This is a genomic window from Variovorax sp. GrIS 2.14 (assembly GCF_046115955.1).
GTDB lineage: Bacteria > Pseudomonadota > Gammaproteobacteria > Burkholderiales > Burkholderiaceae_C > Variovorax.
The window spans coordinates 103,287-116,316 of record NZ_JBJXIA010000003.1; the positions used below are offsets into that span (position 1 = coordinate 103,287).

11 protein-coding genes are annotated in these 13,030 nt (G+C 64.7%); 7 read left to right on the forward strand and 4 right to left on the reverse strand.

Annotation, left to right across the window (positions count from 1 at the left end):
* Positions 1-48: 48 nt before the first annotated feature.
* Both RCH10_RS06610 and RCH10_RS06615 read right to left on the reverse strand, forming a co-directional pair.
* Positions 49-636 (reverse strand): YqiA/YcfP family alpha/beta fold hydrolase, encoded by a 588-nt coding sequence (locus RCH10_RS06610; protein ID WP_409051986.1) that lies wholly within the window; start codon positions 634-636, stop codon positions 49-51.
* 83 nt (positions 637-719) lie between these two features.
* Positions 720-2,873 (reverse strand): Ig-like domain-containing protein, encoded by a 2,154-nt coding sequence (locus tag RCH10_RS06615; protein ID WP_409051775.1) that lies wholly within the window; start codon positions 2,871-2,873, stop codon positions 720-722.
* Positions 2,874-3,015: 142 nt separating this feature from the next.
* Here RCH10_RS06615 and RCH10_RS06620 point away from each other — a divergent pair, with 142 nt between their 5' ends.
* From RCH10_RS06620 to RCH10_RS06640, 5 genes are all read left to right on the forward strand, one after another.
* Positions 3,016-3,747 carry a LuxR C-terminal-related transcriptional regulator gene (locus tag RCH10_RS06620; RefSeq protein WP_409051776.1) on the forward strand — a complete coding sequence of 244 codons (732 nt, stop codon included), beginning with the start codon at positions 3,016-3,018 and terminating at the stop codon, positions 3,745-3,747.
* A 4-nt stretch (positions 3,748-3,751) separates the two neighbouring features.
* Positions 3,752-5,623, forward strand: coding sequence for a sensor histidine kinase (locus RCH10_RS06625; protein WP_409051777.1), 1,872 nt, complete (start codon positions 3,752-3,754; stop codon positions 5,621-5,623).
* A 9-nt stretch (positions 5,624-5,632) separates the two neighbouring features.
* Complete coding sequence (gene rodA, locus RCH10_RS06630) at positions 5,633-6,787, forward strand: rod shape-determining protein RodA (protein ID WP_187054370.1); 1,155 nt, start codon at positions 5,633-5,635, stop codon at positions 6,785-6,787.
* A gap of 162 nt (positions 6,788-6,949) precedes the next feature.
* Positions 6,950-8,410 (forward strand): metalloprotease TldD, encoded by a 1,461-nt coding sequence (tldD, locus tag RCH10_RS06635; RefSeq protein ID WP_187054371.1) that lies wholly within the window; start codon positions 6,950-6,952, stop codon positions 8,408-8,410.
* 223 nt (positions 8,411-8,633) lie between these two features.
* Positions 8,634-9,752 carry a 3-deoxy-7-phosphoheptulonate synthase gene (locus tag RCH10_RS06640; protein ID WP_409051778.1) on the forward strand — a complete coding sequence of 373 codons (1,119 nt, stop codon included), beginning with the start codon at positions 8,634-8,636 and terminating at the stop codon, positions 9,750-9,752.
* 39 nt (positions 9,753-9,791) lie between these two features.
* Here RCH10_RS06640 and RCH10_RS06645 read toward each other — a convergent pair whose 3' ends face one another.
* Both RCH10_RS06645 and mpl read right to left on the reverse strand, forming a co-directional pair.
* Entirely contained in the window at positions 9,792-10,301 is a 510-nt protein-coding gene (locus tag RCH10_RS06645) for a cupin domain-containing protein (protein WP_409051779.1), read from the reverse strand.
* Positions 10,298-11,725, reverse strand: coding sequence for a UDP-N-acetylmuramate:L-alanyl-gamma-D-glutamyl-meso-diaminopimelate ligase (gene mpl, locus RCH10_RS06650; protein WP_409051780.1), 1,428 nt, complete (start codon positions 11,723-11,725; stop codon positions 10,298-10,300). Before mpl ends, RCH10_RS06645 begins: the two co-directional genes overlap by 4 nt.
* Positions 11,726-11,813: 88 nt before the next feature.
* Between mpl and RCH10_RS06655 the strand changes: the two genes are divergently transcribed.
* Both RCH10_RS06655 and RCH10_RS06660 read left to right on the forward strand, forming a co-directional pair.
* Positions 11,814-12,407 carry a hypothetical protein gene (locus RCH10_RS06655; protein WP_323500037.1) on the forward strand — a complete coding sequence of 198 codons (594 nt, stop codon included), beginning with the start codon at positions 11,814-11,816 and terminating at the stop codon, positions 12,405-12,407.
* A complete protein-coding gene (locus tag RCH10_RS06660) occupies positions 12,404-12,988 on the forward strand; it encodes a TlpA family protein disulfide reductase (RefSeq protein WP_409051781.1) in 585 nt (194 codons plus the stop codon). Before RCH10_RS06655 ends, RCH10_RS06660 begins: the two co-directional genes overlap by 4 nt.
* The last annotated feature ends 42 nt before the right edge of the window (positions 12,989-13,030 follow it).

Sequence of the window (13,030 nt, forward strand, 5' to 3'; positions counted from 1 at the left end):
CAACGCCGTCCGGGGCCGCCTGGCACCGGATATGCCGTGCGCCCCGGCCTAGATTGGATCGACGAAGCGCATGACTTCGTCCAGGTGGGCCCCGGCGAAATTCGACAGCGCGTGGTCGCTGCCTTCGATCAGCTCGATGCGGCTGCCGGGATAACGCGCGGACATTTCGCGCCAGTCGAGCACTTCATCGCCTTTGGCGACGATCGCCAGCGCGCGTTCCGGCCGGATGAGCGTGCCGACTTCGAGCGCGCGCAGTTCGTCGATGTAGTCGGGCTTGAAATAGAAGTGCTCGGACGGATCGTGCCAGCTGGTCTGCTCGCCGATGTAGCGCGACAGGTCGCGGGCCGGATGCACTGCCGGGTTGAGCAAGACCAAGCGGCAGCGCGTCATGCCGGCCACGTAGGTCGCATAGAAACCGCCGAGCGACGAACCGATAACGGCCATCGATTCGCGCGGCCAGTCGGCGATGCCTTTCATGACCCTGTCCATCGCATCGTGCGGAGACGGCGGCAATTGCGGCGCCCAGAAATGCACCTTGGGATGGCGCTCTGCCACCCGCTGTGCGACCAGCCGCGCCTTGGCGGACTGCGGCGAGGAGCGGAAGCCGTGGAGGTAGAGGAGATGGGTGGTGGGCATCGGGCGCATGAGGTGATTTGCAGATTGATTCTGGCAATAAAAAAGCCCCGCAGGTGCGGGGCTTTGGGCTCCAAAGCAGTTCGTTATTGGAGCTTGTAGAGGGCAAGCTTCTTGCTGACCTCGACTTGCCGTGAGCTGCGCGCCCAGAGCTCGAGCAGGTGGAATGAGCTGCCATTCGCATACTGGGTGGTGAGCGTGGGGTCGCAATGCAGATCGGCGCTGCTCTGGCTTGAGCAATAGATGATGCCTTTGCGTTGCGTGCTGGTGAGGCCGGTGCTGTCGTTGAAGGACGCACTGCCGGGGCCGGCGACGCGCCCGATCACGCTGAACGAGGTGGGCGCCAGCGCACCCGCTGGCAGCATCCAGGCGTCGAGGTTGCCTTCGCTGCTGAAGTCGATGATGTTCGGGTCGCCCACGCTCGGGACGCCAAACGTGTAGCGACCCGCGGCGCTCGTTCCGGCGATCAGCTCCGCCTTCTGCACCGGCGTCGCCTGGACGAATGCGAGCTGCCGGATTTCGCCGATGGTCTGCGCACGCGATACGGTGCGGTAGGTCTGGATCACGGATGAACCGCCCGTCGGGAAAAATTCCAGCTGCCAGACGCTCTGGTTCTGTATCGCGCTGATCTGCGCATCGGTGTAGTTGGGCGACACGAAGTAGATGTTCGTCTCGGCTGCGCTCACCAGACCCGCATTGGCCTTGTTCTGGAATTCGCCGCCCAGACGGACGATGCTGCTCGAGATGACCTGGCCCGCCGTGTTCGTGCCGTCCTTGCTCACAGCCAGGAAAGAAAGGCCCGACTGCGGATAGAAGACGATCTTCGTCGCGCTGAACGGCGATGTGACTTCGACCTTGGTGAAAATCGAGGTGCCAGAGACCGTCTTGTTGTCGATGGAGATGTTGTAGCCCGTCATATACGAGCTGAAGTTGGGCGTGTTGACCAGTTCGCGGTCTTCCGAATACGGCCGCACCGAGGCGCGGTAGACGTAGTTGTTGCCGACCAGCTTGAGCACGCCATCGACATTGCGCGCAATGATGGTGTCGTTGTCGGTACTGCCGAAGCGGTCTACCGTGCGGTAGCTCAGCACGAAGTCGCCGCTGCTGCGCACGAACTCGAAATTGCCGCGGTCGAACGTCACGCCGGTGGCGCCCTGGCGAAAGATGCCCGCGAACGAGCCGTTGTTGCCGCTGTCGCGGCCGACGGCGTAGCCGTTGTTGTAGAACGTCGCGGGGTCGTCGCCGAGGAACAGCGTTTTGCAAGCTGGCGCTATCACGTTGACAGCCGTTCCCGTGGCGCTGGTGGTGTCGTTGACAGCGCCGCCGCCCTGCGCAAGGGCACCAGAGCCGCCGACACGTTGCGTGAGCGGCAGGGCGTAGCAGGAGGTCATGCGATCGAACAGCGCGGCGACCACGGCGGGTGCGGGCATGGCGGCAACGGCGGCTGCAGCGATGGGTGGCAACGTCGGTGTAGTGGCCGTGTCGGCGGTGTTGAACGCGATCGACACCGGCGCGGCGCCGTCGCTGGTCGGAATCGTCTTGACCGTGATCTCGATGTTGGCCGAGCTGCCGTTGGGCAGCACGCTGACCGAAATGGCGTCGAGCACCTTGTCCTGGCCCGTGCCGTTGGCGGTAAAGCCACCCGCCATCACGTCGATGGCGCCCTGGCCCAACGCGTCGAGCAGAGGCTTGAGCGCGGCGACCAGCTCGGCGACCTGCGTCTGGATCGTGGCCGTGGTCACGCTGGACGGATTGGTCTGAATGGCACCGGCCAGGCTGGCCGGATTGCCGTCCGGCGACAGCTGCGAAACGATGATGGTGGTGAGCGGCGTGACGTTGGCGATGCCGCCCGCGGCGCTGGCCGTGGTGCTGTAGAAAATATGGTCGTCACGGCTGGCCTTGATGACCAGCGGGGCCTTGGTGGTCGCGGGCAAAGTACAGCTGAAAGCGCCGGCAGCATCGGTGGTCGTGGTGCACACGGTCGTGCCGGTCTGATCGACCACCGTCACCGTGGCGCCGGCGAAGGCGGCGCCGGTGGCGGCCACGCCATCGAGCTTGGCGAGCGTTGGAGGCGTCGTGGTGGTTTCGGTAACCGGCGCCGCGGGTGCGGCAGTTGTCGCAGGTGTAGTCGTCGGCACCGCAAAGCCTCCACTGCCACCGCCGCCACCACCGCAAGCAGCCAGGGAGAGGAGAAGGGCGGTGGTCAAACCGACCTTGAATTTCAGGGTGTGGGGTCGCATGAGGTCCTCGAAATGCACCGGTGATTAACGAAGCGTTACAGGTGTGCGGCGCCAGTGTCGTGACCGAGGCCCGCCGCGCCCATCCCATGAATCGGGTAGTTCAACAACGTGACTTACTGTTTCCGGGCTTTATGCTCGGTGCATGAAAACCGAGGGGAGCGGGAGCAGCCCGGAGCGCATTTGGACCGTCTACGTGGTGGAGGACGATCCACGTACGCGCAGTTTTTTCGAGGTGAGCGTGCGGCGCAGCCCGCGTTTGCGCTGGCTCGGCTCGTCCGGAACGGTGGCCGAAGCTGTCGCGTGGATGCAACGGACGGCCGAGCCACCCGATGTGCTGCTGGTCGATCTCGGTTTGCCCGATGGCAGTGGGCTCGATGTGATTCGCTCCGCCGTGTCGCGCTTTGCGGAATGCGATCCGCTCGTCGTTTCAGTCTTCGGCGATGAAGACAACGTGCTGTCGAGCATCGAGGCCGGTGCCGTGGGATACATCCACAAAGACGCTGCGCCCGAAGACATCGCGCAGACCATCGTGGAGATGAAGGGCGGCGCATCGCCTATCTCTCCGATGATTGCCCGGCGGGTGCTGGAGAAGTACCGCCTGCTGCATTCCGGCGCGCAGGCGACGGAGAGACGCGGCACGGCGCTGGCCACGGCGGATGCCGCTGTGCGGCAATTGTTGTCTGGCCGCGAGCAGGAGGTCCTGACGCTGGTCGCGCGCGGTTTTTCGTATGCCGAGATCGCGCGCCTGAAAGACCTGAGCGTGCATACGGTGCAGACCCACATCAAGAACCTCTACGGCAAGCTCGCCGTGCACTCCAAGAACGAGGCGGTGTTCGAGGCGACCCGGCTCGGGCTGTTGCCGCATCCGCGCTGAGCCGGTGAAGCGCGGCGTGTACTTCCTCGCCGCGCGATCGATCGCCTTTTTGGTGGTGATTTGCGGGTCTTGGGGCACGGCAAATGCGACGGTCGAGCCACTCGAACTGCGGGCCGGCCGCATCGAGACAACCGTCGATGGCGTCACGCGAGAGGCCTTGGTAGCGCTGCCCTACAACTGGGACAGGCAGCATCTTGGCAAGGCGGGCTTCGCGACCTTCGATCTGCCTTTCACGCTGGACGCCGCGCCTGAAAGTCCCTGGGGCATCTTCATTCCCCGCACCGGCAACGTCTTTGAAGTTCGGCTCAACGGTGCCTTGCTGCAGGTCTACGGCAACCTCGATCGGGGCAACGGCCCCGACTACGCGAAGGCGCCGATCTACATGGCCGTGCCGGGGCGTCTTCTGCATGCGGGCGACAACCTGTTGCAGGTGCGGATTCGGGCCGACAGCGGGCGGCGCGCCGGCTTGTCGCCCGTGACGCTCGGGCCCGCCACACCGGTGCGCACACAGCTTTTCGACACGGCCTACGCGTGGCGCTTTACCGGGTCGGTGCTGCTCATGGCATTCAGTCTGGTCGTCGGGGGTATTGCGCTGTCGTTGTGGCTGACGCAGGTCGACACCAGCGTGCCCGGCGGCCGGCGAGAAGGCATTTACCTTTGGGCGGCGCTGGCCGAGTTCTGCTGGGCCCTGCGCGTAGCCGATGGCGTGGTCGCCGAGCCGCCGTTGTCGTGGGGCCCGTGGGGCGTGCTGATGGCAACGTGCTACGCAGGCTGGGTCGCGTCCGCGATGATGTTCTGCTATCACCTGGCCGACTGGGACCGGTGCGCCCGCACGCGATGGGCGCGCTGGCCCATGGTGGCCGTCGTCCTCGGCACGTTTGCGTCCGCGTCGATTTCGATGGTCGCCGACGAACCGGCATGGCGGACCGGCTGGCTGGCCGTCGAGATCGCCATCGTGGTGATTTTCGTTGGCTCCTTCACCGTAGCCACCGTGCGCCGGCCGCAGACCGGAAGCCTGCTCGTGATGCTGGCCGCGCTGGCGACGGTCGCCTTTGGCACGCGCGACTGGATCGTGATCCGGCTCAGCGATTCGTACGGTGAAACGACCTGGGTCCGCTACTCGTCGGTGTTCTTCGGCGTGGCCCTGCTGCTGATCGTGTTGCAGCGCTTTCGGGCGGCGAGCGCAGAGGCGCGCGGCTGGGTGACAACGCTGGCGGCGCGCGTGGCCGAGCGGGAACAGGAACTCGAGTCGACGTACGGCAAGCTAGAAAAGGTGGCGCGGGAACAGGCGCGCACCCACGAGCGCGAGCGCATCTTGCGGGACATGCATGACGGCGTCGGCTCGCACATCAGCGCCGCGATCCGTCAGCTGCAGTCGGGGCAGGCGAGCGATGCCGACGTACTGCGCACCCTGCGCGATTCGCTCGACCAGCTCAAGCTGTCGATCGACTCGATCCATCTGCCACCGGGCGATGTCGGCGCGCTGCTGGCGGGCATGCGCTATCGCATGACGCCACGCTTCACGGCATCGGGCATCGCGCTCGAATGGGCTGTCGACGACGTTACGCCGGTCGCCGGGCTCGATGGGCAGGCGATGCGGCAGGTCCAGCTTTTGTTGTTCGAGGCGATCTCCAATGTGCTGCAGCATTCGGGCGCCAGCACGTTGCGACTCGAAGCAGAGATGCACGGCGCCGTACTCCGCTTGCGCGTGATCGACAACGGCTGTGGTTTCGATGCATCGCAAGTGCCGCGGTCGCTCGGCCAGCGCGCCGCGGCCCTCGGCGTGGCGCTGTCGCTCGAAAGCGGACCGGGGCGCACTGTCGTCTCGCTTGAATTCATCGGGCACGGGCCGGTGGTGCCCGGCAGGCGCGGATAATCCGCGGCCATGTCAGCCGTGTTCAACCAGCCCTCGTTCGCGCGCCGCATCGCGCCTATTTTTCAGGGCTTCGACGGTTTTCTGGCCTTTGCCGTGTTTTTGCTTGCGTGCGCTGGGCTGCTGACGATGTATTCGTCGGGCTACGACCATGGGTCCCGCTTCATGGACCACGGTCGCAACATGATCCTGGCCGGCTTCATCATGTTCGTGGTGGCGCAAATTCCGCCGCAACGGCTCATGAGCTGCGCGGTGCCGCTCTACACCCTGGGCGTTGCGCTGCTCATTGCGGTGGCGGTATTCGGGCTGACCAAGAAGGGCGCCAAGCGCTGGCTCAATGTCGGCTTCGTGATACAGCCGAGCGAGATTCTGAAGATCGCCATGCCGTTGATGCTGGCCTGGTGGTTCCAGCGGCGCGAAGGTCAGTTGCGACCGCTCGATTTCGCGGTGGCGACCATCCTGCTGGTGGTGCCTGTCGGCCTTATCGTGAAGCAACCCGACCTGGGCACCGCGTTGCTGGTGCTGTCGGCCGGACTGTCGGTGATTTTCTTCGCGGGCCTGTCCTGGAAATTGATATTGCCGCCGTTCCTCATCGGGCTCGTCGCCGTGGCCCTGATCGTCGGCTACGAGTCGACGCTGTGCGCCGACGGCTTCGACTGGCGCGTGCTGCACGACTACCAGAAGCAGCGCATCTGCACGCTTCTCGATCCGGGCAAAGACCCGCTCGGCAAAGGCTTTCACATCATCCAGGGAATGATCGCGATCGGCGCAGGTGGCGTCGGCGGCAAGGGTTTCATGCAGGGCACGCAGACGCACCTGGAGTTCATCCCAGAGCGCACCACCGACTTCATCTTTGCCGCGTACTCGGAGGAATTCGGGCTGGCCGGCAACCTGTTTTTGATCGCATCCTTCATCTTCCTGATTTTCCGCGGCCTCGCGATTGCATCGGACGCACCCACCCTGTTTTCGCGATTGCTTGCAGGCGCCATCACGCTGATCTTTTTCACTTACGCCTTCGTCAACATGGGCATGGTCAGCGGCATCCTGCCCGTCGTCGGCGTCCCGCTCCCTTTCATCAGCTATGGCGGCACCGCCATGGTCACGCTTGGCCTCGGCCTGGGCATCCTGATGTCGATTTCGCGCGCCAAACGCTTGATGCAGACCTGACCGCGCCGTAGGGCGGCGGTCTGTTGGTGAGATGCCGTGAAACCGGCTCTGCCGCGCGACCGGCATCGCCTTCGGTAGGGCGCGAGGCAAGTACTCCGCGGTAGAGGGAGGGCGAAGCGACACGAAGTGCGCACCGCCCCTGGGCGCGAGCAATAATGTCCGATGATCTCTCGCGAACCCACCATCGAGCGCCTTGCCACGGCGCAATCGTTGCTTCTCACGCCCTTCGGTCTCGACGAATCGCACCTGACCAAAGCGCTCGGCGAAATCACCTCTTACGGTGTCGACGACGCCGATCTCTACTTCCAGTACACCCGCAGCGAAGGTTGGAGCCTGGAAGAAGGCATCGTCAAGACCGGCAGCTTCAGCATCGACCAGGGCGTCGGCGTGCGAGCAGTCAGCGGTGAAAAAACCGCGTTCGCGTACTCGGACGACATTTCAGAAGCGTCGCTGCTCGACGCGGCGCGCACCGTGCGTTCGATCTCAGCCTCGGGCCGTACGGGGCGCGCCAAGACGCCTTCCCGCAAGGTCGCATCGAGCCGCTCGCTCTACGCTGGCGTCGACCCGATCTCCACGCTCGACAGCGCGACGAAGGTGGCCTTGCTCGGCAAAGTCGAAAAGCTGGCGCGCTCGCGCGATCCGCGCATTGCGCAGGTCATGGCCGGACTCGCAAGCGAATACGACGTAGTGCTTGTGGCACGCGCCGACGGCACGCTGGCGGCCGATGTACGCCCACTGGTGCGTCTCTCTGTGACTGTGATCGCGGAGCAGAACGGCCGCCGCGAAATCGGCTCCGGCGGCGGTGGCGGGCGCTTCGGGCTCGCTTACTTCGACGACGAACACATTGCCGAATATGTCGACCAAGCCGTCAAGGCGGCGCTCACCAATCTCGAAGCTCGGCCCGCACCGGCCGGTGAAATGACCGTCGTGCTCGGCCCGGGCTGGCCCGGCATCCTGCTGCACGAGGCCATTGGCCACGGGCTCGAAGGCGACTTCAACCGCAAGGGATCGAGCGCGTTCTCGGGCCGCATCGGCGAGCGCGTGGCGGCCAAGGGTGTGACCGTGCTCGACGACGGCACCATCGCCGATCGCCGCGGCTCGCTCAATGTCGACGACGAAGGCAACGCCAGCCAGCGCAACGTGCTGATCGAAGACGGCATCCTGAAGGGTTACATCCAGGATTCGATGAACGCGCGCCTGATGAAGGTCAAGCCCACCGGCAATGGCCGCCGCGAAAGCTACGCGCATGTGCCGATGCCGCGTATGACCAACACCTACATGCTTGGCGGCGACAAGGACCCGAAGGAGATCGTTGCCAGCATCAAGAAGGGTCTGTACGCCACCAACTTCGGCGGCGGCCAGGTCGACATCACGAGCGGCAAGTTCGTCTTTTCGGCGAGCGAGGCTTACTGGGTCGAGAACGGCAAGATCCAGTACCCGGTGAAGGGCGCGACCATCGTGGGCAACGGCCCTGACGCACTTACGCGCGTCACGATGATCGGCGATGACATGGCGCTGGACTCAGGCGTCGGCACCTGCGGCAAGGAAGGCCAGAGCGTGCCGGTCGGCGTCGGCCAGCCGACGTTGCGCATCGATGGGCTCACGGTCGGTGGCACGGCCTGACGCGCCAGCGTCACGTCGTTCTGAAAAACCCTGTGCTACATTTCCTCCCCATGTCTCTGCGCGCCGCATTCTATTTTTCGTACTTTTGGTTCCGGATCTCCGGCGGCCCAGAGGCGAGCGCGTAAAGCAAACGTACACCCCTCCAAGACCGCCGGCGCTCACGCCCCGGCGGTTTTTTTGTGCCCCTCGTTTTTCAATCAAGACTTCAGATCAGGAGCCCACGATGACCCTCCCTACCGCCCGACCCAGCGACAGCTGGTATGCGACCGTCGAAAAGACCAGCAAGACCGACGACGAACGCATCAAGGACATCAACGTGCTGCCCCCTCCAGAACATCTGATCCGCTTTTTCCCGATCAGCGGCACCGCGACCGAAACGCTCATTGCCGACACGCGGCGCAACATTCACAACATCATGGCTGGCAAGGACGACCGGCTGCTGGTGGTCATGGGTCCGTGTTCCATTCACGATCCGGTCGCAGCGCTCGAGTACGCCAAGCGGCTGCAGGCGCAGCGTCTGAAGTACGCCGGAACGCTGGAGATCGTGATGCGCGTCTACTTCGAAAAGCCGCGCACCACGGTCGGCTGGAAAGGGCTCATCAACGACCCGTACCTCGACGAGAGCTTTCGGATCGACGAAGGCCTGCGGATCGCGCGGCAGTTGCTGATCGACATCAACCGGCTCGGTCTGCCTGCGGGCAGCGAGTTTCTCGACGTGATCTCGCCGCAATACATCGGCGATCTGATCGCCTGGGGCGCGATCGGCGCACGCACGACGGAGAGCCAGGTGCATCGCGAGCTGGCATCGGGCTTGTCGGCACCGATCGGTTTCAAGAACGGAACGGACGGCAACATTCGTATTGCGACGGACGCCATTCAGGCGGCGGCGCGCGGCCATCACTTTTTGTCGGTGCACAAAAACGGCCAGGTCGCGATCGTGCAGACCAACGGCAATCGCGATTGCCATGTGATCTTGCGTGGCGGCAAGGCGCCTAACTACGACGCCGCCAGCGTGACGGCGGCCTGCGCCGACCTCATGGCCGCCGGCCTGCCGCCCACCTTGATGGTCGATTGCAGCCATGCCAACAGTTCCAAGCAGCACCAGAAACAAATCGACGTCGCCGCCGACATCGCGGGCCAGGTGGCGGGCGGCTCCAGTCAGGTGTTCGGTCTGATGATCGAAAGCCATCTGCAGCCCGGCGCCCAGAAGTTCACGCCCGGCAAGGACGAGTTGGCCGGGCTCGAATACGGCAAGAGCATCACCGATGCCTGCATCGGCTGGGATGATTCGGTTGGCGTGCTCGAGACGCTGTCGCAGGCGGTCAAGACGCGTCGCGGCTGATCGGACTCTCAAGATCGATCCGACCTCGCCCGGATCAGGCTAGATCAGGTCGGCGAGGTCGGGCCAATGGTGGCGCATGGCCGCGGCTTCGTCGCCGTCGCCGGGCATGAACGAGAAATCGGCGAAGTCGAAGCCCGGCGCGACCGTGCAGGCGACCAGCGTGTAGTCCCCCGCCGCGTGGCTCACGATGGGCCGCGCCGCCTGCCACTGACCAGCTGGCACCACATGCTGCGGGCGGGTGCCGTGGACATCGATGGCGCCCAAACGCACGTGCGCAGGCGCGGTTCGCAAGTTGGCGTCGCAAGTCCACAGTGCCAGCGGCACGCCTTCCAGGAACACCCAGACTTCGTCGGACAGCACGCGGTGCCAACGCGAATGCTGATGGGCCTCGAGCATGAAATAAATGGCCGTCAGCGCGCTGCGCGGCGGGCGGCCATCGACCGGTGTCGACACTGCGCCGGAGCGAAACGTCTCGCGATACCAGCCGCCTTCCGGGTGTGGCTGCAACTGCAGCGCTTCAATCAGCTGCTGCGCGCGGGTCAGCGTCATGCAGCGGCCCGCAGCGCGGCCAGTAATTTGTCGTGCACGCCGCCGAATCCGCCATTGCTCATGCAGACGATGTGATCGCCGGGTCGTACGGCGGAGACGATTTGTGCCACCAGGGGATCGATCGCGCCGACCACGCGAGCTCGGTTGCCGAGCGGCGCGAGTGCTGCGGCCGCATCCCAGTCGAGTCCGGCGGTGTGGCAGAAAGCAAGATCGGCGGCTTCGAGACTCCACGGCAGCTGCGACGACATGGTCCCCAGCTTCATGGTGTTGCTGCGTGGCTCGAAGGCCGCGACGATGCGCTCACCGGTCTTGCCATGAATGTCCAGCTGACGACGCAGGCCGTCGAGAGTGGTTCGAATGGCGGTGGGATGGTGCGCGAAGTCGTCGTAGACATGGATGTCGCCACCCGCGCGCGCGACCACGCCGCGCAATTCCATGCGGCGCCGCACGTTGTGGAAGGTCCCGAGCGCGGCCGCGGCGTCGGTCGGCGGTACGCCGACATGCTCGGCGGCGGCGATGGCGGCCAGCGCATTCATCTGGTTGTGCAGCCCCGACAGTTCCCATTCGACGCGCCCGACGACTTCGCCATGGCGGCGCACGTCGAAAGCGCTGTGCTCGCCGTCGGCCTGCCACTCGGCCCGCACGCCCGCGCTGCGCATGGTGCCGATCGCACCGCCGAAGCGTGCGACCTCGCTCCAGCAGCCTTGCGCCAGCACGCGCTGCAGGCTGTCTTCGGTTGCATTCACCACCACGCGGCCAGTGCTCGGCACCGTCCGAACGAGGTGATGAAACTGCCTCTCGATCGCCGCGAGGTCATCGAAGATGTCGGCGTGGTCGAACTCCAGGTTGTTCAAGATGGCGGTGCGCGGTCGGTAATGAACGAACTTGCTGCGCTTATCGAAAAACGCGGTGTCGTATTCATCGGCTTCGATGACAAAGGGCAAGTTCGAGCCCAGGCGTGCCGACACACCGAAATCGAGCGGCACACCACCCACGAGAAAGCCCGGCGCCCTGCCTGCGCGATCGAGAATCCACGCCAGCATCGACGTGGTCGTGGTCTTGCCGTGCGTGCCCGCCACCGCCAGCACATGGCGGCCCTGCAGCACGTTTTCAGCGAGCCATTGCGGGCCGCTCGTATAGGGCAAACCGGCGTCGAGGATTGCTTCCATCAACGGAAACTTCGGCATGCCATCGGCCAGTCGAGCCCGTGAAACGACGTTGCCGACCACGAACATGTCGGGCGCCAGCGCCAGTTGGTCGGCCGAAAATCCTTCGATGAGATCGATGTCGAGCGCCCGCAGCTGGTCGCTCATTGGCGGATAGACGCCGGCGTCGCAGCCCGTCACGCGGTGACCGGCTTCGCGCGCCAAGGCGGCCACACCGCCCATGAAGGTGCCGCAGATGCCGAGAATGTGAATGTGCATCGACTGATTTTATGGACGGCGCCGGCAGCGCATCTGCGGGGCTTCTTCGGGGCTTCTTCAAATGACACTCTCCGGGCAAAATGATTCGATGGACATGTCCAAGCGCGAAATCGCAGCGACCGCGGCCCGCCTCGTCGTCGAGGAGGGGCTGGAGTACGGGCCGGCCAAACGTCGTGCCTTGCGCGAGATGGGTTTGCCGAACCGGACTTCGCTGCCCAACAACGACGAGGTCGAGGTCGAGGTCCGTGACTACATCCAGCTCTTTTGCGCCGATACGCAGCCCAAAGAGCTCCATGCGTTGCGCATGCTGGCACTGGAATGGATGGAGCGCATGTCGGCTTTCCGTCCGCACGTAGGTGGTGCGGTGTGGCACGGTACGGCAACGCGCCTTTCGGATATTTATGTCCAGCTTTTCTGCGACGATTCCAAGTCGGCCGAGATCGCGCTGATCGACCATCACGTCGACTACCAGCCCCGCACGGTTACCGGCTTTCACGGCGAGCAAGTCGAGGCGCTCAGCGTGCACGCGTCGAGCCTTGCACTTGGCGAAGACATCGGCGTGCACCTGCTGGTCTACGATCTCGACGACTTGCGCGGCGCACTGAAGCCGGATGCGCAGGGGCGTACGCCGCGTGGCGACGTGACGGGATTGCGGCGCCTCATTGAAAAGGATTCGGGATGAAGACGGATTTGAGCCGGCGACGCTGGCTCTACGGTGGCGTGGCGGTAGTGGCTGCCGGCGCGGGTGTCGGTGGCGCATGGGTGAAACATGATGCCAGTGCGGCCAGTGCGGCCAGTGCGGCCAGTGCGGCCAGCGCTGCAGGGAGCGTCGACGAGGGCGACCCGGCCTTTTGGTCTCGCAGCTTCACGCGACCTGAAGGCGGAGAACTCAAACTGGCCGACCTTCGGGGCAAGCCACTGCTGGTCAATTTCTGGGCGACCTGGTGTCCGCCCTGCGTCGAGGAGCTGCCGATGGTCGATCGTTTCTTTCGCGACCATGCGACATCAGGGTGGCAAGTGATCGGATTGGCAATCGATCAGCCAAGTTCAGTGCGCAAGTTTCTGGAAAAGACGCCGGTGAGCTTTCCGGTCGGATTGGCTGGTCTTGAAGGCACCGAACTGGTCAAGCAGTTGGGCAACACGGGCGGTGGGTTGCCCTTCACCTTGGTGGTGCAGGCCGATGGAAAAGTCGCCGCGCGGAAAATGGGAAAGCTCGAGCCCGCTGACCTGGAGGCATGGCGGCGTGCATATGTTCACGGTTAGAATGCGGCCGGCCGACGGCGAGCCCGACGCGCTGACGTCGCG